The sequence below is a fragment of the Azospirillum sp. INR13 genome, from assembly GCF_015390205.1.
Lineage (GTDB): Bacteria > Pseudomonadota > Alphaproteobacteria > Azospirillales > Azospirillaceae > Azospirillum.
In genome coordinates, this window is record NZ_VUOI01000029.1 from 25001 (window position 1) to 49692 (window position 24692).

Sequence of the window (24692 nt, forward strand, 5' to 3'; positions counted from 1 at the left end):
GCTGTCGGCGGCCGCCGCCCCCTGCACGATCGGGCTGAGGTCGAGGACGGAAAAGGGGATCATGGCGCAATCCATAATGTGGGCCGGCTTGCGGCCAATGGTTAATAGGCAAGGTATGGTCGCGAAGACACGACTTCCACGCCCCACGGCCGCGCGGCTGCCTTGCACCGGCCGGCAGGTCCGCTTCCATATAATCGGAACAGCACAAGAAACCGATTGCAGTCGCAATGGTCTCGACAACATCGGCAGTGGCCATGATGTCACGCCGGCATGACGAGGCAAGAAACCTACTCCCAAATGGCTAGAGAACCTCGATTGCCACTCATCAGGTGATTGAATATTCTCGCGCCATGATTCGGAACAAATCCCACATTTTTTGTCGGAGCATTCGACGTCGGCGCCCCGGACCGGCGCAGGCCGATGTGAATGGCTTGTGGATGACCGTCTCCGGGGTGTCCGGCGCATGATGGCCGATCGGGTCTGGGCGGATGCGGCCCGGCTTCGCCACGCCGGCAGCCGCGATATGGACGGCACAGGCGTCGGGAGCCCGAGCATGCCGGGGGGTGCGCCGGACATCTTCACCGGCGGCGGCGAAATGGGAGCGCGGATGCGGGCGCTGGACTGGTCCGCCACCCCGCTTGGTCCGGCGGAGGATTGGCCGCAGTCGCTGCGCACCCTCGTCAACCTGATGCTGACCTCCAGCTTCCCGATGTTCGCGGTCTGGGGACCGGAGCTGACCTTCCTCTACAACGACAGCTACCGCCCGATCCTGGGCGACAAGCCGGAGGCGCTGGGCCGTCCCTTCGCCGAGGTGTGGGCCGACATCTGGGAGGATCTGTCCCCGCTGGTGGTGCGCGCTCTGGCCGGCGAGGCGACCTACCACGAAGACCGGCTGCTGGTGATGGAACGGCACGGCTATCGGGAGGAGACCTATTTCACCTTCTCCTACAGCCCGGTCCGCGACGAGACCGACCGCGTCGCCGGCATGTTCTGCGCCTGTACAGAGAACACCGCCCGTGTGCTTGCCGAACGGCGGCTGACCTTCCAGCTCGATCTGGCGGAGCGGCTGCGCGGGCTGAACGATCCGGTCGGCGTCACCGCCGCCGCCGCGGAGGCGATCGGCCGCCATCTGGGGGTGGCGCGGGCCGGCTACGGCCGCATCGACCCCACCGGCGCGACGGTGTCGGTGGAGCGGGACTGGAGCGACAGCGGGATGACGAGCCTGTCCGGGGAGACCCGGCCGCTCGACAGCTTCGGTCCCGCCGTGCTGGCCGAACTGCGGGCCGGATACACGCTGCGCGTCGACGATGTGACGACCGACCGGCGCACCTCCGGCAACGGTCCGGCGGAGGCCTTCGCCGGCATCGGGGTGCGGTCGCTTCTGGTGGTGCCGCTGCTGAAGGCCGGGCAGCTGACCGCCATCCTCTACCTGCACGAGGCGAAACCGCGCCATTGGACCGAGGCCGACGCCGCGCTGGCGGAGGACGTGGCCGAGCGGACCTGGGCGGCGGTGGAGCGCGCGCTGGCCGAAGCGGCTCTGCGCGCCGCCAACCAGGCCCTGATGCGCGAACGCGCCGCGGTTGAGGCGGCCAACGCCCGGCTGGCGGCGGAGGGGGAACGGCTGCGCACCCTGTTCCGGCAGGCGCCCAACTTCATGTGCGTGCTGCGCGGGCCGGACCATGTCTTCGAGCTGGCGAACGACACCTACCTGCAGCTGGTCGGCCGCGGCGATCTGGTCGACCGCCCCGCCCGCGAAGTCCTGCCGGAGGTGGAGGGCCAGGGCTTCTTCGAACTGCTCGACCGCGTCTACAACTCCGGCGAGACCTTCGTCGGACGCAACATGCCGATCCGCTTCCAGCGCCGTCCGGGCGAACCGCTGGAGGAACGCTTCCTCACCTTCGTCTACCAGCCGATCAAGGACGAGGCAGGGCGGGTCACCGGCCTGTTCGTGGAGGGCAGCGACGTCACCGAGGCCAAGCGGGCGGAGGAGGAACTGCAGCAGCTCAACGCCACGCTGGAGGCCCGCGTCGCCGAGGAGGTGGCCGAGCGCGAGCGCGTGCAGGTGGCGCTGCTGCAGACCCAGAAGACCGAGGCGCTTGGCCAGATGACCGGCGGCGTCGCCCACGACTTCAACAACCTGCTCCAGGCCCTGTCCGGCTGCCTGCACATGATCGAGAAACGGGCGGAGGGGACGCGCATCCAGCCGCTGGTCGATGCCGGCAGGCAGGCGGTGGACCGCGGCGCCAAGCTGGTGCAGCAGCTGATGGCCTTCGCCCGCCGCCAGGCCCTGCGGCCGGAAACCGTCGATCTGCGCGACCGCGTGCTCGGCATGTCGGAACTGCTGAACCGGGCGTTGCGCGCCGACATCCGGCTGGAAATCGACTTCACCACCGGGCTGTGGCCGGTGGAGGTGGATGCCACGCAATTGGAATTGGCCCTGCTGAACCTCGTGGTGAATGCACGCGATGCGATGCCGGAGGGCGGGGTGCTGGCCATCCTTGCGGACAATGCGACGCTGGAGCCGGGAGACCCGCAGGCACCGGACGGGCTGTCGGGCGACTTCGTGCGGCTGACGGTCAGCGACACCGGCACCGGCATGCCGGCCGAGGTGAGGGCGCGCGCCTTCGATCCCTTCTTCACCACCAAGGAGATCGGCAAGGGCAGCGGGCTCGGCCTGTCGCAGGTCTACGGCTTCGCCCGCCATTCCGGCGGCACCGCCTGGATCGAGAGCGAGGAGGGGCGCGGCACCACCATCGGCCTGCTGATCCGCCGCTCCGGCACCACCCCGCAGGCGGAGGCCGAGCCGGCGGCCGTGGCGGCCGGCGCCACCCGCATCGGCGGCCATGTGCTGGTGGTGGAGGATGACCCGATCGTCGCCCTGACCGTCGCCACTGCGCTGGAGGATGCCGGCTTCGCCATCACCCGCGCCGCCACCGCGGACGAAGCCCTGCCGCTGCTGGCGGCCGGCCGGTTCGACCTGCTGTTCAGCGACGTGGTGATGCCCGGCACCATGAGCGGCGTCGATCTGGCGCGCACCGTGCAGCGCCTCTACCCCGGCCTTCCGGTGGTGCTGGCGACCGGCTACAGCGAAGAGGTGGCCCGCGCCACCGGCGTGATGGTTCTGCCCAAGCCCTACCGCATCGAACATCTGGTCGGCGTGCTGGACACGGTGCTGGTCGACTCCGGCCGCCCCGCGTCCCGGCTTCGGTTAAGACACTGGACCGTTCGATAATTGAGCCAGATTAAAGACGTCTTGTCGGCCCGATGTTCCAATGCCGGGGTCAACCAGCAGGGCAATCGCATTTGAAAACCATGTTCCTTTGAAAGGACTTTCGTCATCCCCGCGAAGGCGGGGATCCAGACTTCGCAGAGCGAATCCGGTGGAAGAGCCTGGATCCCCGCCTTCGCGGGGATGACGGGTTTCCTTGGTAGGGAGCACGATCTTCATATGCGATTGCCCTGGGTCAACCAGAGAGGCACTTCATGGCACCGCTGGCCGAATCAGGCTCAACCGCCCGAACGCCCGCCCAAATGCCCACCGATACCCCGTGGCATGCGCTCGACGCCGGCGCCGCCGCCGGCCGGCTCGGCAGCCCGGACGAGGGGCTGAGCGGCGCGGAGGCCGCGGCACGGCTGGAACGCTTCGGTCCCAACCGGCTGACCCCGCCGAAACGGCGGCCGGCCTGGATGCGCTTCCTGGCCCAGTTCCACAACCTGCTGATCTATGTCCTGCTCGCCTCCGGCATGGTGGCGCTGATGATGCGGCACTGGACGGACGCAGGCGTGATCTTCGGCGTCGTGCTGGTCAACGCGCTGATCGGCTATATCCAGGAGGGCAAGGCCGAACAGGCGCTGGAGGCGATCCGCAACATGCTGTCGCCCCAGGCGGTGGTGATGCGCGACGGCCATGCCGTGACCCTGGCGGCGGAGGATCTGGTGCCGGGCGACCGCGTGTTCCTCGCCTCGGGCGACCGGGTGCCGGCCGATTTGCGGCTGGAGCGCACGAAGGGCCTGCTGGTGCAGGAGGCGGCGCTCACGGGCGAGTCCGTCCCCGCCGCCAAGGCTTCCGTCCCGGTTGCCGTCGATGCGGCTCTGGGCGACCGCCTCGGCATGGCCTATGCCGGCACGATGGTGGTCCAGGGCCAGGGCACCGGCATCGTGGTGGCGACCGGCGACGGCACGGAGATCGGGCGCATCGGCCATCTGCTGGCGGCGGTCGCGTCGGTGGAAACGCCGCTGCTGGTGCAGATGGCGCGGTTCGGCCGCTGGCTGACCGGCGGTATCCTGGTGCTGGCGGCGATCACCTTCGCCTTCGGCCGGCTGGTGCATGGCGAGCCCTGGCAGGACATGGTGCTGGCGGCGGTCGGGCTGGCGGTGGCGGCGATCCCGGAAGGGTTGCCGGCGGTGATGACCATCACGCTGGCGGTGGGCGTGACCCGCATGGCCAAGCGCAACGCCATCATCCGCCATCTGCCGGCGGTGGAGACACTCGGCTCGGTCGGCACCATCTGCACCGACAAGACCGGCACCCTGACCCGCAACGAGTTGCTGGTGCAGTGGGTGGTGACCGCCGACGGCACCTATCGCGTCGGCGGCAGCGGCTATGCGCCGGAGGGGGAGTTCAGCCGCGACGGCCGCCTCGCCGACCCGGCGCGCGAGCCGGTGCTGCTGGATCTGGCCCGCGCCGCCCTGCTGTGCAACGACGCCGACCTGCATCGAGGTCCCGGCGGCGACTGGCTGCTGGCCGGCGATCCGACCGATGGCGCGCTGCTGGCGCTGGCGATGAAGACGGGGTTGGAGTCGGGCGACGAACTGGGCCGATGCCCCCGCCGCGACGCAATTCCCTTCGAATCCGAACGCCAGTTCATGGCGACCCTGCATCACGACCATGCCGGCCACGGCATCCTGGTGGTGAAGGGCGCGCCGGAACGCGTGCTGGCGCTGTGCGAACGGGAGCGGCGGGCCGGCGGCAGCGTGCCGCTGGACCGGGAGCGCTGGTCCGCCCTGACCGCCGATCTGGCCGGCCAGGGACAGCGTGTTCTGGCGCTGGCGATGCGCCGCACCTCCATCGACCTGTCGGAACTGATCGTCGACGACCTGGCGGACGAGGGGCTGGAGCTTCTCGGCCTGTGCGGCCTGATCGACCCGCCGCGGGAGGAGGCGCTGAGCGCAGTCGCCGCCTGCCGTCAGGCCGGGATCGCGGTGAAGATGATCACCGGCGACCATGCCGCCACCGCCGCCGCCATCGGCCGGACCTTCGGCCTGCCGGACGGCGTCACCAGCGGGCCGGAGCTGGACCGCCTGGACGAGGTCGGCTTCGCCGCCGCCGCCCGCGCCAACAGCGTCTTCGCCCGCACCACGCCGGAGCACAAGCTGCGCCTGATCGCGGCGCTCCAGGCGGATGGCGGGACAATCGCCATGACCGGCGACGGCGTCAACGACGCCCCGGCGCTGAAGCGCGCCGACGTCGGCGTCGCCATGGGCCGCAACGGCACCGAGGCGGCGAAGGAGGCGGCGGCGATGGTGCTGGCCGACGACAATTTCGCCTCCATCGTCCACGCGGTGGAGGAAGGCCGCACCGTCTACGACAATCTGCGCAAGACCATCCTGTTCATGCTGCCGACCAACGGAGCCCAGGCGGTGGTGATCCTGGTGGCGGTTCTGTCCGGCACCATCCTGCCGATCACGCCGGTGCAGATCCTGTGGGTCAACATGGTGACGGCGGTCACGCTGGGGCTGGCGCTGGCCTTCGAGGCGCCGGAGCCGGGCGTCATGGCCCGCCCTCCCCGCCCGCGCGACGAACCGATCCTGTCCCGCCTGCTGATCCGCCGGATGCTGGTGGCGCTGGTCCTGCTGGTGGCGGCCAGCTTCGGCTTCTTCTATTTCCAGCGGATGCAGGGCGGCGGGATCGAGGTGGCGCGCACCATGGCCGTCAACGCCCTGGTGGTGGGGGAGATCTTCTTCCTGCTGAACGCCCGCGGCCTGCACAGCAAGGCCGGCCTGCTGGCCGGCATCGCCGGAAGCCGGCCCGTCTGGCTGTCCATCGCGCTGATGACCGTCCTGCAGCTGGCCTTCACCTACGCACCGCCGCTGCAATCCCTGTTCGGCACCGCCCCCATCGACGCCACCGCCTGGGCGGCCATGATCGCCGCCGGGGCGCTGCTGTTCCTGCTGGTGGAGTTGGAGAAGCGGCTTTCGAAGGGGTAAGCCGCTCCGGTATGCGCACATCTCAGTATCTTGTGAGGTATTAGAACAACGTTGCTTTCTCGGCCGTCATTCCCGCGAAGGCGGGAATCCATCCGTTTCACCCGCTTGATTGCAAAGTCTTCTGGATCCCCGCCTTCGCGGGGATGACGAGCAGTTCCTTTTCATCAGTAAGCTACCCCCGCCCATGGACCTGCGCATACCATCCCCCCGCCAAGGGAAGCCCGGAATGGTTGCGACCACATCGATATACTAGTATCCCAAGGTGACAGCCGCCGTCAGTGCCGGCACTCCCCTTCCGGAACCTTCCCGTCCGATCATGACCCTCGCCTTCCACATGATGCCGCTCGTCGGCACGATCCTGCTCCTTGCCTCCCGCCGCGTCAGCCTGCTGACGGCCGGGCTGGCCGGCATGACGATGGCGTTCGTGACGATGATCGCCGCGCAGGCGCCGCCCGACAGGATGCCGGACATGTCCGTGCTGAATATGGCGGCGCTGACCATGGCGGCGGTCAAGGCGGGCGAAGGGGCATGGCTGGCGTGGCATGCCATGTCGATCATCGCCGCCGGCCTGCTGTTCCACCGCGCTTACGAGGCCCGCGGAATCCCCGCCGCCGCGATCACGCAGGAGAATCGCCGGCGCGCCGTCTTCGTCGCCTGTTTCCTGGTCGGTCCCTTCGCGGAGTCGGTGACGGGATTCGGCGTCGGTCTGGTGGTGGCCCTCGCCATGCTGCGCCATATGGGACTGCCGCCGGTGCAGGCCGCCGCCCTCGGCCTGTTCAGCCAGGTGCTGGCGGCCTGGGGCGCGATGGGGGTCGGCACGCGGGTCGGGGCGGAATTGATCGGCGTGTCCTTTACCGAGCTCGGGACGGCCAGCGCCCTGCTGATGGCGGTCGTGCTGCCCTGCCTGCTGCCGGTGTTCTGGGGGCTGATCCACGCCAGCGGCCTGCGCTCCGGCTTGCGCGACCGGACGACCGATGCGGCCCTCCTGCTCTGTCTGGCCGGGCTGATCTGGCTGACCAACCGCTTCGTCGCGCCGGAACTCGGCGGCGGGCTGGCGACGGGCGTCCTGCTGGTGCTGGTGGAGGGGCCGCGCCTGCTGCGCAGCGACGACGGGCCGCGAATGGCGATGGCGGGGCTGATGGAGCGGTTGTGGCCCTATGTGCTGCTGATCGCCGCGCTGATGGCGACCCGGCTGCTGCCGCCGCTGTCGGACTGGACCGCGATCTATCTGGTGCTCGACCCGTTCGGCGGGTTGGCCCCGCTGGCCCTGCTGCGCCATCCCGCGACATGGCTGGTGGTGATCGCCGCCATCCTGCTGGCCGGCCTGCCGGCCGCCAAGGCGGGAGAGGTGGTCCGCGGCTCCCTGCGCGCGGCGCTGGTGCCGATGGCGGCGACGCTGGTCTTCGTCGAATTCGCCGCCTTCATGGCCGCGTCCGGCGGCGCGGCGATGTTCGGACAGGCGTGGCGCGAGACCGCCGGGCGCTTCGCCGTGCTGGCGACCCCCCGTGTTCGGCGGTGCCGCCGGCATGCTGACCGGCTCCAACACCGCGTCCAACGCCCTGATGATGCACATCCAATTGAGCCTCGCCGCCGAAAGCGGCCTGCCACCCATGCTGACCGCGGCGATCCAGACCGTTTCGGGAAGCATCTGCACCATGCTGACCCCCGGCCGCATCGTGCTCGCCGCCGGCCTCGTCGGGCTGCAGCAGGCGGAAGGCGCCATCTACCGCCGCGCCCTGCCGATCGGGCTGGCGACGATCCTGTCGCTGCTGGCCGTCGTCGTCCTGGTGGCCGGGGCCAAGGCCTGGGGCTTGGTGTAGGTCCCGGCTTACCGCCGGATCATGTGGCGGATCCGCGGGATCCGGCCTAGCCTGTTTCCGGTGGCTGCGGGGGCCATGCCGGTGACCGAGCAGGCATGCCGGTAAGCCACCGCAAGCACGCCCATGGCAAAAGCGGGATCCATGGGTTGGGACAGCATCTCGTCGCACGAATAACCCGATCCGAACACCTTCGTCCAGAACGTGTCGTCGTCCAGGAACATGACGTTCATGGCCCAGACTCCGAACCGCCGGCGGGGGACATCCTGTTCGGAATAGACGATCTCGATATGGTCATGGCGCGTATCCCGGTAGATGCGGTCGAGTGTTTCGGTGACGTCACGGACCTGTCCTTCAAGCGACTGAAGGAACACGCCGCCGCATTCCACCATGAAGCCGGTGACGCCGGCCTTCCTGTTGTTCCTCGCCGCCGCAAGGCATAACCGCTGGATGTCGAGGTAGGAGAGCAGAGTCGTCAACTGGCTTCGGAAGACAACCTGCAGCATGCTCGCGCCTCCAGATGGAACGGTCTAAACTATCCTGACACTGATGTGGCTCCTTGAAACTATTCTAAACACGAACAATGTCACCGCACGAAAAGGCAGATTAACTTTCCGTGTGGATACGGCAACGAACGGCTGTAGCCGACCTGTCCAAATGGTCAGGAAAGCGACGGACGGCGTTCCCGTCCCGGCTGCGCTCTCCCCTCGCGACGGCCGGGGTAACCAACAGCCCTCGCCACCTTATTCCGGGGCGGTCGGTTTCTTGTGTCCGGCTCCACTTGAGATCGCCGGGCCGCTTCCCATCTGCGTGCTCGCGGTACTCGCCCATGCCGGCACGGCTGGTGGATTGATCGGAAAAATCGGTTCTGCACCCTTGTTTTAAACGACCAAATCCTCATTTAGAGCAATGTCGGCGGTGACGCCGAGCTTCCCCAAAATCCTGGCCCGCAACCTTGGTCGGATACCCCGTGTCGACCCCCTCCCTGGGGCCCCACGGCAACTTTGGTGATCTCCGTGATCTAAGTTCTCCAGTTCGGCGCCCCCAACTCGGGCATGCCGACGCCTTCCTCTCCGGCCTGATGAAGAGCAGGCTGCCAGACTCCCCCCGGGATCTCCTCCCCCGGGATCGGGCGCCGCCGGCCGGGCCGGAGAGGGCCCCTCATATCTGCATCCTGTGGCGATGCACGCACTCCGGCAGCGTCGAATGCCGGATTTTGCAGCCTGCCCGCGCATCCGGCGCCGGGCCGACGAAGGAACCCAATGGGTACGAATCCGCACAGCGACACGAATACCATCGAAACCCCGCGGTCCAGCCTGGGCCGCGCCCTTGTCCTCCACCCGGTCCTTCGCGGGACCGAATCCGACCGCAGCCCCGAAGCTTCGCTTGAAGAGGCGGTGGGACTGGCGGCGGCTATCGAGCTTGAGGTGGCCGGGGCCGCCGTCGTCAAGGTCAACCAGCCGCGCCCGGCCACCCTGCTGGGCGGCGGTGCGATCGAGCAGTACGCCAAGCTGCTGGACGACGCGCGGGAGACGGGCGAGGCGATCGACCTCGTCATCGTCGACCATGCGCTGACCCCGGTGCAGCAGCGCAATCTGGAGAGGGCCTTCGGCGCGAAGGTCATCGACCGGACCGGCCTGATCCTGGAGATCTTCGGCGCCCGCGCCCGCACGCATGAAGGCCAGCTTCAGGTCGAACTGGCATCGCTGACCTATCAGAAGTCCCGGCTCGTACGGTCCTGGACCCACTTGGAACGCCAGCGCGGCGGCTTCGGCTTCCTCGGCGGTCCCGGTGAATCGCAGTTGGAGCTCGACCGCCGCCTGATCGGCAACCGCATCGTCAAGATCAAGCGGGAGCTGGACGACGTTCGCCGCACCCGCGGCCTGCACCGCAAGGCGCGCGCCAAGGTGCCCTACCCCGTGGTGGCGCTGGTCGGCTACACCAACGCCGGCAAGTCCACCCTGTTCAACCGGATGGCCGGTGCCGACGTGTTCGCCAAGAACCTGCTGTTCGCGACGCTCGATCCGACCATGCGTCAGGTGGTTCTGCCGTCGGGCCGCAAGGTGATCCTGTCCGACACCGTCGGTTTCATCTCCGACCTGCCGACCCATCTGGTCGCGGCCTTCCGCGCCACGCTGGAGGAAGTGCAGTCGGCCGACATCATCCTGCATGTCCGCGACATCGCCCATCCCGACACCGAGGCCCAGAAGGCCGACGTGGAGGCGATCCTGACCGACCTCGGCATCGATCCGGAGCGCGACCCCCGCGTGGTCGAGGTTTCCAACAAGATCGACCTGCTGGACGGGGCTGAACTCGACGCCGTGCTCGCCCGCGCCGAACGCTCCGGCAACGCCTGCGCCGTTTCGGCGGCGACGGGGGACCGGCTGGACACGCTGTTCCGCATCCTCGACTGCCGGATGACCGCCGGCCGCGAGCTGGTGGAACTGGATGTGGAGCATGGCGACGGGGCGACCCTCGCCTGGCTCTACGCCCATGGCGAGGTGATCGGCCGCCGGGACGACGACAGCCATGCCCACCTGCAGGTGGCGATCGAGCCGGCGGTTCTGGCCCGCATCGCTCCTCTCGCCCAGGCGCGCGCCGCCGCCTGACCGGGTATCCGTCACGATGTGAGACGTCCCACATCGTGGCGGAAGACCAAAAAACGAAACGGGCCATGTGGGACGTCCCACATGGCCCGTTTCGTTTATCAGGAGAGTATCCTCACTCGGCCGGGGTGGCGACCATCGGAACCTCCAGGGCGCGGGCCTGGAACAGCTCCTTCCACTTCTTCAGGGCGGCGATCAGGATCACGAAGCCCAGCGTCAGCATGATGATGGAGATGCCGGCGTTGAAGGGGTTGTAGCCCTTGGCGGCCTTGTTCAGATAGACGTTGGCGATCATCCAGTAGCCGGCGACGTTCACCGTGACGAACAGATAGGCCAGCGGGACCAGGCAGGTCAGCATGTAGACCCGCTTCTGCGCCAGCCGCAGGATGATGGTGGCGCCGATGATGAGGCCGACCGAGGCCATCAGCTGGTTCGACACGCCGAACAGGGCCCAGACCGAGTTGATGTCGCCCGAGGTCAGCAGATACCCCCAGGCCACGCAGGCGATGACGCTGGCGATGATCGAACCGGGGACCCAATCCAGCCGCTTCATCGGGGCATAGACGTCGCCCAGAAGGTCCTGGATCAGGTAACGGGCGACGCGGGTTCCGCTGTCCACGGCGGTCAGGATGAACACCGCTTCGAACATCACGACGAACTGGAAGAAGTAGGAGGCGAGGCTGTTGAACCACGGCACGCGGGTGAAGATCTCGGTCATGCCGACCGCCAGCGTCACCGCACCGCCGGTGCGGCCGTAGAGGTCGAGGCCGATTTCCTGGCTCAGCCGCGGCAGGTCGACGACGGTCATGCCCAGGGCCTTGAAGGCGGCCGGCGAGGAGTTGATGGCGAAGTAGTCGGCCGGGTGCAGAGAGGTCGCGGCGATCAGCGCCATGACACCGACCAAGCATTCCGCCAGCATGCCGCCGAAGGCCACCGGACGGATGTCGCTCCACTTGTCGATCAGCTTGGGCGTGGTGCCCGACCCGATGAAGGCATGGAAGCCGGAGATGGCGCCGCAGGCGATGGTGATGGAGATGAAGGGCCAGACCGGGCCGTTCAGCACCGGGCCGCCGCCATGGATGAAGTCGGTCAGGGCAGGGAAGCGGATCTCCGGATTGATGAAGACGACGCCGACGACCAGCGCGCCGAACACGCCGACCTTCATGAAGCTGGACAGATAGCCGCGCGGCGTCAGCAGCAGCCACACGGGCAGGGCGGTGGCGAAGAAGGCGTAGATGGGCAGGATGATGGCGACGGTCTCGGCATGCAGCGTCAGCCACTGGCCCAGCAGCGTGCCCTGGATGTAGGGGCCGGCGAAGACCGAGGCGGCGATGGCGGCGATGCCGACCTGGGTGGCGCCCTTGGACGAGCCGGTGAGCTTCTCGTAGAGGCCCAGCGCGATGGCGATCGGGATCGTCATGAACACCGCGAAGGCGCCCCAGGCGTTGCGTTCCAGCGCATGGACGACGACCATCGACAGGCCGGCCATGGTGATGGTGATGATGAACAGCATCGCCAGACCGGTGCACCAGCCGGCCACCGGGCCGAGTTCGGCCTTGGCGACTTCGGACAGCGATTGGCCTTTGTGCTTCATAGAGGCGAACAGCACGACCGTGTCGTGCACCGCACCGCCGATGACGCAGCCGATCAGCAGCCACAGGAAGCTCGGCAGATAACCGAACTGGGCGGCCAGCACCGGACCGACCAGCGGGCCGGCGGCGGCGATGGCGGCGAAATGCTGGCCGGCATTCACCCACTTCTTGGTGGGCACATAGTTCTTGCCGTCGGCCAGGATGTGGGACGGGGTGACTTCAGAATCGTCGGCACGAAGAACCTTGCGCACGAAGAACACGCCGTAGAAGCGGTAGCAGAGCGTAAGGATGCAGAGTGTCGCGATCACAAAGGTTAGTGCGTGATCCATGACGGCTCTCCTGAAAAGGACGTGCCATCGGTCTACGCCGCCACCTCGAACCCGTGGGGTGGAATGCCGCGAGCGGCAGCCAGGACGTGCCGAGCGGCAGCCGGCAGGGGGCGAGCGGCGCCGCTCAAGTCGCCATAGCGCCGCTCGGCGCCAGGATGCCGCCGTTCGCCGGGAATCGGCCCATTGCGCAGGGCCGCCGCGCTAGTGTGGGACGTCCCACACTGCCGGACAGCACCCCGGAGACCCAGCCATGTCCACCCAATCCGCCCCCTGCCCCACGCCGCTGCGCAAGGCGCTGGCCAATTTGCGCCGGCTGTTCAACGACGATTCCTACGAGCGCTACCGCGAGGCCCAGGCCCGCTTCGCCCCGGACGAGCCGCCGCTCGACCGCCAAGCCTTCAAGGCACGGCAGATCCTGATGACGCTGGGGCGGGGCTGCTGCGGCCGGTAGCGGAACCGTCGGTAGCGGGGCGGTCGATAGGCGGGCGGTGCGACCGGCTGCCCTTGCGCTCCGAATAGGCGCGGGTCAGCTCCGCCCCGAACAGGAAGATGACCGCCGAATAATAGACCCACAGCAGGATCAGCACGAAGGATCCGGCCGCGCCATAGACCGTCACCACGCCGCTGGTGGCGATGTAGAAGCCGATCAGGAACTTGCCCACCGCGAACAGGAAGGCGTTGACCGCGGCCCCCAGCCACACGTCGGTCCAGCGGATGCGGGTGTCCGGCAGGATCCGGTAGATCATCGCGAACAGCCCGGTCAGCACCGTCCAGGAAACCACCATGTCGAACAGCCACAGCAGAGACGGCATCGCCGGCAGATAGCCGGCGGCCCACCCGGTAGCCCAGGTGCCGACCGCCGCCAGCGCGGCGCTGACCACCAGCGAGACGATCAGCAGGAACCCGATCGCCCCGATCAGCGCCAGCGCCTTCAACCTCACCCGCACCAGCCATGTGATGGTCGATTCCTGAGGTGCCGCCACCTTCCAGATGCGGTTCAGCGCGGTCTGCAGCTCGACGAAGACGGTGGTGGCGCCGACGATGATGGTGCCGATGCCGATGATGCTCGCGACCAAGCCGGTTTCCCGCGCGCCGGCCCGCGCGATCAGGTCCTGCAGGGTTTGGCCGGCCTCGCGTCCGACCAGGGCCGACAGTTGGTCGACCAGCGCCCCCCGTGCCGCCTCGTCGCCGAAGACCAGCCCGGCCAGCGCGATCACCAGGATCGCCAGCGGCGCCAGTGAGAAGATGGTGTAGAAGGCGATGGACGCGGCCATGCTCATCGCATCGTCATTGATCCAGCCATAGGCCGCGTCGACGACAATCGCCCACCACCGCCGCAGATGCTCCATCACCGCCCCCCAATTCCCGCGTCACCGGTCAGGTAACACCGGCGGCGGCATTTCGGTTACGGCGGAGGGGCGTGGGCAGGGGCTGCGGGCGGTCGCCACCAACGAGAACGGGCCGCCCGACGCCGGACGGCCCGCTTTCAAGTCAGGTGGTTCGAGCGGATGGCCCGATCAGCCCAGCAGTCCGATGTCGTCGTAGGGGATGTGGTCGAAGCCCTGTCCATAAACGGGCGAGTTCGACGAAAGGGTGAAGTCGTCCGCACCCGGATTGACGAAGCCCGGGTTCAGCGTGACGGAGCCCTTGTCGTACCCGGCGGCGTGCCACTCCGCCAGATTGCCCTTGCCGCCGCCGGCCATCACCTGCGGCCAGACGTCGAAGAGATCCTTGGACGCGTCGAGGTTGCTGTAGAAGTTGTCGTGGATGTTGCCGACGCCGGCCGGGCCGTAGATATGGACGGCCATGCCCTCGCTGACATCGACGACATTGCCGGAGATGTCGTTGCCGCTCATCTCCTTGCCCTTCCAGCCACCCCAGGCGACGGGCTGCTGCAGGCCGATCTGGGCACCGCTGTTGCCGGCGATGACATTCTCGGTGACCGTGTTTTCCCAGCCGCCATGCAGGAACACGCCGCCGATGTTGTCGTGGACGACGTTGCCCTTCACCGTGGCGCCGCTGGTCCAGTCGTCGAGATAGATGCCCCAGCTCGCCACCTGACCCGAGGGGTTGGTCGCCGTGGTGCCGGACACGTCGTTGTTGACGACGGTGTGACCGGTCAGGTCCTGCTGGCGGTTGATCAGGTAGATGCCGCCGCCGTCATTCGATTCCAGGTTGGCGTCGATCACCTTGTTGAAGGCGATGGTCGCGCGGTAGGTCGCGTCGCTGCCGTCCGTCTGGACCGAGCCGACTGCGATCGCCTTCTCCGGCGAATTCTCGATCTGGTTGTGGGTGATCTTGACGTCGGAGCTGCCGTTGACCCAGATGCCGGCATCGCCGCGGTCGGCGGCGTTCGGATGCTTGATCAGGTTGTCGGACACCACCGTGGCGTTGGAGCCGGCCTTGACGAAGACGGCCTCGGCGCCGGTGCGGTCGAACTGGTTGCCGACGACCTGGCTGTTGGCGCTGTTCTGCACCGTGATGCCGTAGCCGCCGCCCGATACCGTGTTGTTGGCGAAGGTCAGGCCGGCGGCGTTGTCGGCGAAGACATAGTGGCCGTTGGCGACGCCGCCGGTGAAGGTCAGGCCTTCGATGGTCACGTCCTTGGCGCCGCCGAGGCCGAACGACACGGAGGCTTGCGCGCTGCCGTGGATCACCGCCTTCTCGTTGCCGTAGCCGGTGAAGGTGACGCCGGAATCCTGGCCGTCCAGCCAGATCGGATTGTTCGGGTAGTAATCGCCGCCGCGCACATAGGTCGTGTCGATGTCGCTCGACCGCATGGCGTTCTGCGCCTTCTGCAGCGAGGCGAAGGGGCCGTCGGTGCCGTCGGCATTGGGGGCCGCCAGCTTGCCGGACCAGCTGTCGTTGCCGTTCTTGGCGACGTAGAAGCCGGGGCCGCTCGGCTTCGGCACGCCGGGCGTGGGCTCGGTCGGCGTCGGCTCAGTGGGCGTCGGCTGGGCGGGTGCGGGCTGGACGGGCGCCGGCTCCACCGGCGTGGGGTCGGCGGGCGCCGCCACCTCGTCCCCGGCGAAATAGGTCTTGCCGGCGTTCACGACCAGCGCGCCGTTCCACCACAGGCCGTCCTGCCCGTCGACCACGTCGCGGCCGTCCAGCGCGCCCTTGTCGTAGGTGACGATGTCGTCGGTCGGCAGGACCGACTTGCCGTTGATCGTGATCTCGTTGACGATCAGGTTGCGGTCCTTGCCGTTCACATATCCGTCATTGTCGTACTGGACCTGCACCTTATGGGCCTGGTCCTCTGCGAGATCCGTCTTGAAGACGAAGTCCTTGGCCGTGGCACCCGTGGTGCCATCACCGATCTTCTTGCCGTCGACCAGCAGGTTGAAGTGCGCCTGTTCGGTGCCTTCGGCGGTCACGATGATGGTCGAGTTCCCGGAGGTCGTGGCCATTGATCCGTATCCTTAGCGGTTGCGATGCGGCGCCACGATGGTCGGACGGCTGGGGGCAATAGTGAGGCATTTTCCCAGCATTCAACGAATAGGTGGTAAATTCCGTTACAATCATGAGATCAATTTCAAATACGTACGAAAGTTTATTAAGCAAAATAGGCGTTCAATCCCGCAACAGGCTTAGATTTAACCCTTATGATGATTTCCGGCATCCATTGCCGTTCTTCTACATACCCGATACCTGACAATGTCCACGCTCTGCTTCAACATGGCGGAAAAGGAAAGGCCCCTCCCGGTCGGAGAGGGGCCTTCACTTTTCCCGGCACTGAAGACCGACGGTGCGTCAGGTCATGCTGCGCAGCTCCTCCGCGCGGGTGGAGCGCGAGGCGGCATAGTGGTCCTTGGCCAGCAGGGTGTAGACCGCCGGCAGGACGAACAGCGTGAACAGCGTGCCGATCAGCATGCCGGCCACGATGACGAGGCCGATGGAGAAGCGGCTGGCGGCACCGGCACCCGCCGCGGTCAGCAGCGGCAGCAGGCCCACCACCATCGCCGCGGTGGTCATCAGGATCGGGCGCAGGCGGACGCGGGCCGCGTGCTCGATCGCGGTGCGGCGGTCCACGCCCTCGTTCAACTGCATCTCGCGGGCGAACTCCACCAGCAGGATGCCGTGCTTGGAGATCAGGCCGATCAGCGTCACCAGACCCACCTGGGTGTAGATGTTCATGGTGGCGAGGCCGAAGAACAGCGGCAGCAGCGCGCCGCAGATCGACATCGGCACCGACACCAGGATCACCAGCGGGTCTCGCAGCGATTCGAACTGCGCCGCCAGCACCAGATAGATGACGACCAGCGCGAAGGCGAAGGTGACCATCAGCTGGCTGCCCTCGGTCACGAACTGCCGCGATTCCGACAGGTAGGCGTGGTTGAAGCCGGCCGGCAGGTTGATGCGCGCCTGCTCCTCCAGGAAGTCGACGACCTGACCCATGGAGACGCCCGGCATCGGCACGGCGGAGAAGGTGGCCGAGGGGAGCTGGTTGTACTTGTTCAGCGCATTGGGCTCCACCGCCGTTTCCACCGACACCACGGTGGACAGCGGGATCTGGGCGCCGGAACCTGAGGTGACGTAGTAGCCGGTCAGCGCTTCCGGCGTCAGGCGGTCGGCCCGCGGCACCTGCGGAATGACCTCGTAGGAGCGGCCGTTCAGGTTGAAGCGGTTGACGTAGTTGCCGCCGACCAGCACCGACAGCGTGCTCGACACCGACTGCATGGTCAGGCCGAGGTCGGCCGCCTTGGCGCGGTCGATCTTCAGCCGGACGACCGGGCTGTCATATTGCAGGTCGCTGTCGGTGATGATGAACATGCCGCTCTTGGTGGCGGCGTCCTTGATCCGCTCGATGGCGTCGTAGATCGTCCGGTAATCGCCGGGGCTGGAGATCACCATCTGCACCGGCAGGCCGCCGGTGGAGCCGGGCAGGGCAGGGGGCGACACCAGGAACACGTTGATGCCCGTCACCTTGCTCAGCTCCGCCTGGGCCAGCGGCTGCAACTCCTTGGCCGACCGCTCGCGCTCGTCCCACGGCTTCAGGATCATGCCGGCGAAGCCCTGGTTCAGGGTCGGCATGCCGGTCAGGACGAAGCGGGTGTCGGTCTCGGGGAAGCTGGCGAAGGTCTCGTCGATCTGCTTCCCGAAACTGTCGATGTAGTCGAGGTTGGCGTATTGCGGCGCCTTGGAGATGCCGAACAGGATGCCCTGGTCCTCTTCCGGCGCCAGTTCCGACATGGTGTTGGCGAACAGGTAGCCGACGCTGGCCAGGATGCCGACCGCGAACAGCAGCGTGGCCGCCCGGTAGTCCAGCGTGCCGTGCAGCCGCCGCTCGTACCAGTCCGCCAGCTTCTCGAACCGGCGGTCGAGGAAGGCGGCGAAGCGGCCCTGGGACCCGCCCTCCTTGAGGATGACCGAGCACATCATCGGCGACAGCGTCAGCGCCACGACGCCCGACACGATCACCGCCGCGGCCAGCGTGAAGGCGAACTCGCGGAACAGCGCGCCGGTCAGGCCGCCCAGCAGGCCGATGGGCGCATAGACCGCCGCCAGCGTGATCGTCATGGAGACGACCGGCCCGACGATCTCGCGCGCGCCGATCAGCGATGCGGCGACCGCCGATTTTCCGTGCTCGATATGCCGGTGGATGTTCTCCACCACGACGATGGCGTCGTCCACCACGAGGCCGATGGCGAGCACCATCGCCAGCAGCGTCAGCAGATTCAGCGAGAATCCCATCGCCAGCATGAAGCTGGCGGCGCCGATGATGGACAGCGGGATGGTGACGATCGGGATCAGCACCGACCGGAACGACCCCAGGAACAGGAAGATGACGACGATGACGATGGCGACCGCCTCCAGCAGCGTCTTCACCACCTCGTCGATGGACGCCTGGATGAAGCGGGTGCTGTCATAGACGATCTCCATCTTCATGTCCGGCGGCAGGTTGCGCCGCAGGTCCGGCTCCATCTTGCGGATGTCGGCGACGATGTTCAGCGGGTTGCCGGTGGGGGTGGCGTCGACGCCGATGAAGATCGCCTGCTGCCCGTTCATCGCCACGCTGGCGTCGAAGCTGCGGGAGCTGAGTTCGACCGTGGCGATGTCGCGCATGCGCACCAGCGCCCCGTCCTTGGCCTTCACCACCATGTCGCGGAACTGCTCGACGTCGGTCAGGCCGGTGTTGGCGGTGACGTTGGAGATGACGAAGACGCCCTTGGTCTGGCCGGGCGCCGACTGGTAGTTGTTGGCGGTGACCGCGGCCGACACGTCGGCGGGCGAGATGCCGCGCGCCGCCATCTTGACCGGGTCCAGCCACAGGCGCATGGCGAAGGTCTGGCCGCCCAGGATCTGGGCGCGCGCCACGCCGTCCACCGTGGACAGCACCGGCCTGCACCACGCGGGTCAGATAGTCGGAGATCGCCGCCCCCGACAGGTCGGGGCTGGAGAAGCCCATGTAGAGGATCGAGGTCGTCTCGCCGGTCGATTTCAGGATGACCGGGTCGTTGGCCTCGCGCGGCAGCTGGTATTTGACCTGGTTGACCTTCGCCATCACGTCGGTCATCGCGACGTTGGGATCGAAGTTCAGCCGGACATAGGCGGTGACGACGCTCTGCCCCTGGGTGGAGGAGGAGGTCAGGTAGTCGAGCCCCTCGGCCGAGGACACCGCCTGTTCGATCGGCGTGGCGATGAAGCCCTGCATCAGTTCGGGTGAGGCGCCGGGATAGCTGGTGGTGACGGTGATGACCGTGTTCTGCAGCTGGGGATACTGCCGGATCGGCAGCTCCAGCATCGCGCGGGCGCCGACCAGCAGGATCAGCAGGCTGACCACGACGGACAGGATGGGCCGGCGGATGAAGATGTCGGTGAAATTGCCCATGGCGTCGGCCTCAGTTCTGCGGCAGGGACTGCGGCGGGGTCAGCGGGTTGCTCTCGGCCGGGACGACGGCGGCACCGTTGGCGAGCTTCAACTGGCCCGACACCACGACGCGGTCGCCGGGGTTGATGCCGCTGCGGATCTCCACCCGGTTGGCCAGACGGTCGCCGGTCTTCACCGCCTTGCGTTCCACCACCAGCTGCTCCTTGCCGTCCGGGGTCTTCTGCGACGACGCCACGAACACGGAATCGCCGTAGACGGTGTAGTCCACCGCGGTTTCCGGCACGGTCAGGGTGTTGGGCTGCGGCGGCAGGACGACGCGGACGTTGGCGAACATGCCCGGCCGCAGCAGGCGCTCGCGGTTGTCCATGGTCGCCTGCACCTTGACCGCGCGGGTGTCGGCGCTGACCTGCGGCTCGATGGTGGTGATCTTCGCCCCGAAATCGCGGCCGGGCAGGGCGTCGACGTTGATCAGCACGTCCTGGCCGACGACAGCCTGGGGAAGGCCTGCTCCGGCAGGGTGAAGTTGATGTAGAGCTGCGACAGGTCGGTCAGCGTGACGATGGTGGCGCCGGGATTGACGTAGTCGCCGACGTTCACCTGCCGGATGCCCAAGTCGCCGTCGAACGGCGCCTTGATCAGCTTCTGGCCGATCAGGGCGCTGGTGCGCTTCATGTTGGCGTTGATCTCGTCGAGCTGCGCCTGATACTGGTCGACGTTGCTCTGGGGCGTGGCCTGGCTGCGGCGCAGGTCGCGGTAGCGTTCGAGGTTCAGCTCCGCCAGCCGCGCCTGGGCGCGCTGGGCCAGCAGGTCGGCCTGCTCGGTGGCGTCGTTCAGCTGCACCAGCGGGTCGCCGGCCTTGACGCGGGCGCCCGATTCGAAGGGGATGCGGTCGACGCGTCCCGCGACCTCGGGCGCCACCGTGACCTGACGCGCCGCCTGCAGCGTGCCGATGGCGGACAGGTATTTCGGCACCGTCTGCACCGTCGCCTCCGCCAGCGCCACCGGGGTGGGCGGCGGCTTGTTGTTGGCGAAGAAGTCGGCGATGGCCTTGGCGCGGAAGCTGTTGAAGCGTACAGCGCCGCCCCAGCAGCCCCAGCACCACCAGCATGATGATGATGCGCACGGTCAGCCGCCCGCGGGTGACGGGCTTGCGCGGCGGGCGCGGCGGGGACGGCGGCGTGCCGTGGCCCGGCTCCGACGCCGGATGCCCGAACGACGTCTCGGTCTTTGGCGAATGATCCAGGGTCACGATCGGCTACTCCGCTTTCTCGGGTGTGGATTCGTCATTCGTCGGTCCGCCTCCGGCGGCGGGGGGTCCGCCCTCCGGCGGCGGGGGTCCGCCTCCGGCGGCGGGGGTCCGCCCTCCGGCGGCGGGGGTCCGCCCTCCGGCGGCGACGGGGGAGGCACGAAGACCAGATGCCCGCTGCGCTCCTGCGCGGCGAAGCCCTTGCGCGCGAAAAGCGGCAAGGCGGCATCGACGATGGCCCGCCGCCGGGCGCGGCTGTCCAGGCGTGGAGCCATGGGCTTCTGTCTTTCAAAACTGGGCATATTAGGGAAGTGAGCGAACACTCCACCTCGTTCGGAGCGGTTTGTACACCGGCCCGATGCGCTTGTCCATCCGGTGCGCTGTTGCGCTCCATGTCCGTTACATCGGATCACGGCCTGAACTTCTCCCGGCCGTCATTCCCGCCTTCGATATGGCATTCACACACTTCCAGGCATTGCTAAGCTTCTGGAACAAAAGGAACCTTGCGTCATCCCCGCGCAGGCGGGGAGCCAGTGTTCCCCGAGAGAAACCAATGGGTTAACCTGGATCCCCGCCTGCGCGGGGATGACGAGCGGAAAGGTGCGGGGCCATCGGGAGGCGCGCAAAGGTCCGGTAAGTTAGCGCCCATGCGCCTTCGCGGGAATGACGGCCGACAGGCGTTGAGCATAAACACGCAGCCTCACCCCATCCCCAACCGTTCCTTCAGCGGCCCCAGGAAGCGCCGGCTGACCGGCACGGTGTGGCCGCCGGTGGTCAGGATCTCCGCCAGACCGCCATCGACGAAATGGATTTCCCGGATGCGCTCCGGGTTGACCAGGAACTGGCGGTGGCAGCGGAACAGCTGGCTCTTTTCCTGGATGGTGTGCAGCGTCAATTCGGTAAAGCGTTCCTGCCCGTCCTCTCCCACCACATAGACGCCGGCCGGGCGGGAGACGACATACTCGACGTCCGCCAGCTTCATCAGGGTGATGCGGTTGACCCCGGTGCAGGGGATGTGGCGCAGCTCGGCCGCTCCCGGCAGCACGCCGACCTCCTGCGGGGCATGCTGGCGGCGCAGCCGCTGCAGGGTCTTGGCCAGGCGCGCCGGATCGGCCGGCTTCAGCAGATAGTCGAAGGCATGTTCCTCGAAAGCCTTGACGGCATACTCGTCATGGGCGGTCAGGAAGACGATGCGCGGCATGCGATCTGGGTCCAGCATGCTCAGCATCTCCAGCCCGCTGACCCGCGGCATCTGGATGTCGAGGAACACCACGTCCGGGGTCTGCCGGTTGATGGCGCCGATGGCTTCGATGGCGTTGGCACATTCGCCGACGACACGGATGTCGGCGGCCTCCTCCAGCATCCGGCGCAGTTCCTCCCGCGCCAGCGGCTCGTCGTCGACGATCAGGATGTTCATCATGGGCAGACCATCAAGGGGAAGACCATCGGGGAGCGGGCCATCACGCGGGAACCGTTTCTTCGGCGGGCAGGGGGAGGCGCAGGGTGACGCGGGTGAAGACGTCGGGATCGCAGGCGATGGAAACGCCGTACGCCTCACCGTAGCGGTTGCGGATCCGGCGGTCGACGATGGTCATGCCCAACCCGTCGCCGCCCGGCTTCGCCTCGTAAAGCCCGGCATTGTCCTCAACCGACAGCAGCAGTCGCCGCCCTCCCGCCTCGCCGCGATCCGGACATGGCCGTCGCCCAGCAGCTGCGCCGTGCCGTGCTTGATCGCATTTTCCACCATCGGCTGGAGCGAGAAGGCGGGCAGGGCGGCATGGCGCAAATCGTCCGGCACGTCGATCTCCACCGCCAGCCGGCCGGTGAAGCGCGCAAGCTCGATCTGCAGATAGGCGCTGACATGCTCGACCTCGTCGGCCAGCGTCGCCGTCTCGCTGGGGCGTTTCAGGTTCTTGCGGAAGAAGGTCGACAGGTTCTGCACCAGCTGGCGCGCCCGTTCCGGATCGTTGCGGATGACGGCGGAGATGGTGTTCAGCGCGTTGAACAGGAAATGCGGGTTCACCTGGGCGTGCAGCAGCTTGATCTCCGACTGCGCCAGCAGGGCCTTCTGCTTCTCGTAGCGGCCGGCCAGGATCTGGTTGGACAGCAGGCGGGCGACGCCCTCGCCCAGCGTCCGGTTGATGGTGGAGAAGATCTTGGTCTTCGGCTCGTACAGCTTGATGGTGCCGATCACCCCGCCATCCTCGCCGACCAGCGGGATCACCAGCGCCGCCCCCAGCCGACAGGCCGGGCTGATCGAGCAGCGATAGGCCACCTCGTTGCCGTCGGCATAGATCACCTGGTTGTTGGCGATGGCCTGATGCGTCTGGCGCGAAACTGATCGGCGTGCCGGGCAGATGGTGGTCGTCGCCGATGCCGATGAAGGCCAGCAGCTTCTCGCGGTCGGTGATGGCGACGGCGCCGACGCCGGTCTCCTCATAGATGATGCGGGCAACGCGGGTGCTGTTCTCGCTGTTGAAGCCGCCGCGCAGCACGCCGTCGCAGCGCGCGGCGATCTTCAGCGCCTTGGCGGAGAAGGCGCTGGACTGCTTCTCGTCCAGGACGCGGCGCTCCAGCAGGATGCGCATGAACAGCGCCGCGCCCAGCGTATTGGCGACGATCATCGGGGCGGCCACCACCTCGACGAGATGCACCGCCGCCTCGAAGGGCCGCGCCACCGCAAGGATGATCAGCATCTGCACCAACTCGGCCACGAAGGTCACGGCACCGACGCGCAAGGGGTTGAACAGCGGCTCGATCCGGCCTTGGCGCACCATGTGGCGATGGACCAGCCCGCCGATCAGCCCTTCCGCCATGGTGGAGATGGCGCAGGCCACTGCCGACATGCCGCCCAGCGAATAGCGGTGCATGCCCCCGGTCAGCCCGACCGCCAGCCCGACCGACGGCCCGCCGAAGATGCCGCCCAGAACCGCACCGATGGCGCGGGTGTTGGCGATGCTGTCGTCGATGTGCAGGCCGAAATAGGTCCCATGATGCAGAAGATCGAGAAGATCACATAGCAGGCCAGCTTGTGCGGCCAGCGCACCGTCACATGGGTCAGCGGAAGGAACAGCGGCGTCCGGCTCAGCAGATAGGCGATCACCAGATAGACGCACATCTGCTGAAGCAGGGAGAGGATCAGGGTGAAGGGTTCGACAGGCATGGCGGCATTCCCGGCAGCCGCCGCGGACATCGGGCGCTGCTCCGCCGCCATCCTACATCAGCATGCCATCCCCGCCGATGGGACATCATTGCATGACCATCCCCCGGCGAGGCGACGCCGGCCTTGGCAGGTTCCGTCGCACCTTGCTGTCGGGCCATTTTCCCGCCGCCCCGCCTTGAGCCTGAAGGCACTTGCTTTTGGACTTCAAGAGTCTAAGTTCCCGCCAACACCTCCGCGAAAAGACCCAGTCTGAATGGGATACAAACCGGACGGCGGGGACATGACCATGGCGACGGATCCTGTCGGGCGTTCCCATGCCGGTGCAGCATTGTCGATGCCGCAATCGGCAGTCACCGACCGCAAGACCTCACAACGGACCACCCCGTTCAATAGCCTGACGTCAGCCGACACCGGATCGACAACCGATGCGGCCGACAACTTGCTCCAGACACTGAAGGCCGACTACCGCAATGTATGATTGGTTCCCTTTAGTCTTCTTTCCGTTCAAGATCATCGTGCTGGGAACGGGCATGTTCTTCGCCGTCAAATGGCATCACGATAAGGCCAAGCAGGAGCGAGCGAAGAAGAACTCCGAAGCCCGCGGACCGTAAGCACCATGATGGACAAGCGATTTCTTGGGGGCCGGTGCGGCCCCCCCGCACTCAGCCGAACAGCCCCCGGTACGTCTCCCGCAGCAGGTTCTTCTGCACCTTGCCCATGGCGTTGCGCGGGAGCTCCTCCAAGAAGACCACCACCTTCGGCACCTTGAAGTTGGCGAGCTGCTCCCGGCAGGCGCCGATCACCGCCGCCTCGTCGACAGCGTCCGCACCCGGCCGGCGTAGAACCACCGCCGCCACCGCCTCGCCGAAGTCCGGGTGCGGAACGCCGATCACCGCGGAC

General features: G+C 67.3%; 16 protein-coding genes and 5 pseudogenes (1 of these 21 cut by a window edge). 8 read left to right on the forward strand and 13 right to left on the reverse strand.

The genetic code is table 11. From position 1 onward, the window contains the following. On the reverse strand, nt 1-63 hold the start of the coding sequence (locus tag F1643_RS17800; protein ID WP_194914545.1) for an LLM class flavin-dependent oxidoreductase. The gene continues 936 nt to the left of window position 1, outside the view; 63 of the gene's 999 nt are visible here — the first part of the coding sequence; the start codon lies at nt 61-63; its stop codon lies off the left edge, out of view. 400 nt (nt 64-463) lie between these two features. On the opposite strand from F1643_RS17800, the gene F1643_RS24255 reads away from it, so the two are divergent. The 4 genes and pseudogenes from F1643_RS24255 to F1643_RS23815 all read left to right on the forward strand — a co-directional run bounded on the left by F1643_RS24255 (nt 464) and on the right by F1643_RS23815 (nt 8027). Then, entirely contained in the window at nt 464-3232 is a 2769-nt protein-coding gene (locus F1643_RS24255) for a PAS domain-containing protein (protein WP_304488779.1), read from the forward strand. A 299-nt stretch (nt 3233-3531) separates the two neighbouring features. Then, nucleotides 3532-6207, forward strand: coding sequence for an HAD-IC family P-type ATPase (locus F1643_RS17810; RefSeq protein WP_255542979.1), 2676 nt, complete (start codon nt 3532-3534; stop codon nt 6205-6207). Nucleotides 6208-6544: 337 nt separating this feature from the next. Beyond that, nucleotides 6545-7204, forward strand: a pseudogene (locus F1643_RS23810) (L-lactate permease); the annotation flags it as partial. Between the two features lie 568 nt (nt 7205-7772). Continuing rightward, entirely contained in the window at nt 7773-8027 is a 255-nt protein-coding gene (locus F1643_RS23815; RefSeq protein ID WP_255542984.1) for an L-lactate permease, read from the forward strand. Nucleotides 8028-8035: 8 nt separating this feature from the next. On the opposite strand, the gene F1643_RS17820 is transcribed toward F1643_RS23815, so the two are convergent. Beyond that, nucleotides 8036-8530, reverse strand: a complete 495-nt coding sequence (locus tag F1643_RS17820; RefSeq protein WP_194914547.1) for a BLUF domain-containing protein — start codon at nt 8528-8530, stop codon at nt 8036-8038. Nucleotides 8531-9286: 756 nt separating this feature from the next. Between F1643_RS17820 and hflX the strand changes: the two genes are divergently transcribed. Next, on the forward strand, nt 9287-10633 hold the full coding sequence (gene hflX / locus F1643_RS17825; protein ID WP_194914548.1) for a GTPase HflX: 1347 nt from the start codon (nt 9287-9289) through the stop codon (nt 10631-10633). 112 nt (nt 10634-10745) lie between these two features. Here the strand turns inward: hflX and F1643_RS17830 are convergent, their stop codons facing one another. Further along, entirely contained in the window at nt 10746-12551 is a 1806-nt protein-coding gene (locus F1643_RS17830) for a carbon starvation protein A (protein WP_194914549.1), read from the reverse strand. A 250-nt stretch (nt 12552-12801) separates the two neighbouring features. Between F1643_RS17830 and F1643_RS17835 the strand changes: the two genes are divergently transcribed. Further along, the gene (locus F1643_RS17835; protein ID WP_014250238.1) at nt 12802-13002 is read left to right on the forward strand and encodes a hypothetical protein; all 201 of its coding nucleotides are present in this window, start codon (nt 12802-12804) and stop codon (nt 13000-13002) included. Here the strand turns inward: F1643_RS17835 and F1643_RS17840 are convergent. The 4 genes and pseudogenes from F1643_RS17840 to F1643_RS25090 all read right to left on the reverse strand — a co-directional run bounded on the left by F1643_RS17840 (nt 12950) and on the right by F1643_RS25090 (nt 20385). Further along, nucleotides 12950-13900 carry a YihY/virulence factor BrkB family protein gene (locus F1643_RS17840; RefSeq protein ID WP_194914554.1) on the reverse strand — a complete coding sequence of 317 codons (951 nt, stop codon included), beginning with the start codon at nt 13898-13900 and terminating at the stop codon, nt 12950-12952. The genes F1643_RS17835 and F1643_RS17840 overlap by 53 nt on opposite strands. Nucleotides 13901-14068: 168 nt before the next feature. Continuing rightward, nucleotides 14069-15961, reverse strand: coding sequence for a carbohydrate-binding domain-containing protein (locus F1643_RS17845; RefSeq protein WP_194914550.1), 1893 nt, complete (start codon nt 15959-15961; stop codon nt 14069-14071). A gap of 343 nt (nt 15962-16304) precedes the next feature. Then, nucleotides 16305-19383, reverse strand: a pseudogene (locus F1643_RS17850) (multidrug efflux RND transporter permease subunit). 10 nt (nt 19384-19393) lie between these two features. Then, nucleotides 19394-20385, reverse strand: a pseudogene (locus tag F1643_RS25090) (efflux RND transporter periplasmic adaptor subunit). Nucleotides 20386-20489: 104 nt separating this feature from the next. On the opposite strand from F1643_RS25090, the gene F1643_RS23830 reads away from it, so the two are divergent. Further along, the gene (locus F1643_RS23830) at nt 20490-20621 is read left to right on the forward strand and encodes a hypothetical protein (RefSeq protein ID WP_255542980.1); all 132 of its coding nucleotides are present in this window, start codon (nt 20490-20492) and stop codon (nt 20619-20621) included. A 708-nt stretch (nt 20622-21329) separates the two neighbouring features. Here F1643_RS23830 and btsR read toward each other — a convergent pair. From btsR to F1643_RS24275, 5 genes and pseudogenes are all read right to left on the reverse strand, one after another. Beyond that, nucleotides 21330-22049 (reverse strand): two-component system response regulator BtsR, encoded by a 720-nt coding sequence (gene btsR, locus F1643_RS17860; RefSeq protein WP_194914551.1) that lies wholly within the window; start codon nt 22047-22049, stop codon nt 21330-21332. A 40-nt stretch (nt 22050-22089) separates the two neighbouring features. After that, nucleotides 22090-22224 carry a hypothetical protein gene (locus F1643_RS24260; RefSeq protein WP_304488782.1) on the reverse strand — a complete coding sequence of 45 codons (135 nt, stop codon included), beginning with the start codon at nt 22222-22224 and terminating at the stop codon, nt 22090-22092. Next, nucleotides 22221-23069 carry a sensor histidine kinase gene (locus tag F1643_RS24265; protein ID WP_304488780.1) on the reverse strand — a complete coding sequence of 283 codons (849 nt, stop codon included), beginning with the start codon at nt 23067-23069 and terminating at the stop codon, nt 22221-22223. Before F1643_RS24265 ends, F1643_RS24260 begins: the two co-directional genes overlap by 4 nt. Nucleotides 23070-23259: 190 nt before the next feature. Then, nucleotides 23260-23604: pseudogene (locus F1643_RS24270) on the reverse strand (LytS/YhcK type 5TM receptor domain-containing protein); the annotation flags it as partial. Then, complete coding sequence (locus F1643_RS24275) at nt 23508-23792, reverse strand: hypothetical protein (RefSeq protein WP_304488781.1); 285 nt, start codon at nt 23790-23792, stop codon at nt 23508-23510. The gene F1643_RS24275 and the pseudogene F1643_RS24270, both read right to left, overlap by 97 nt. Before the next feature lie 280 nt (nt 23793-24072). Here F1643_RS24275 and F1643_RS17870 point away from each other — a divergent pair, with 280 nt between their 5' ends. After that, entirely contained in the window at nt 24073-24270 is a 198-nt protein-coding gene (locus F1643_RS17870) for a hypothetical protein (RefSeq protein ID WP_194914552.1), read from the forward strand. Nucleotides 24271-24454: 184 nt separating this feature from the next. On the opposite strand, the pseudogene F1643_RS17875 reads toward F1643_RS17870, so the two are convergent. After that, nucleotides 24455-24692 (reverse strand): annotated as a pseudogene (locus F1643_RS17875) (malonyl-CoA synthase); the annotation flags it as partial.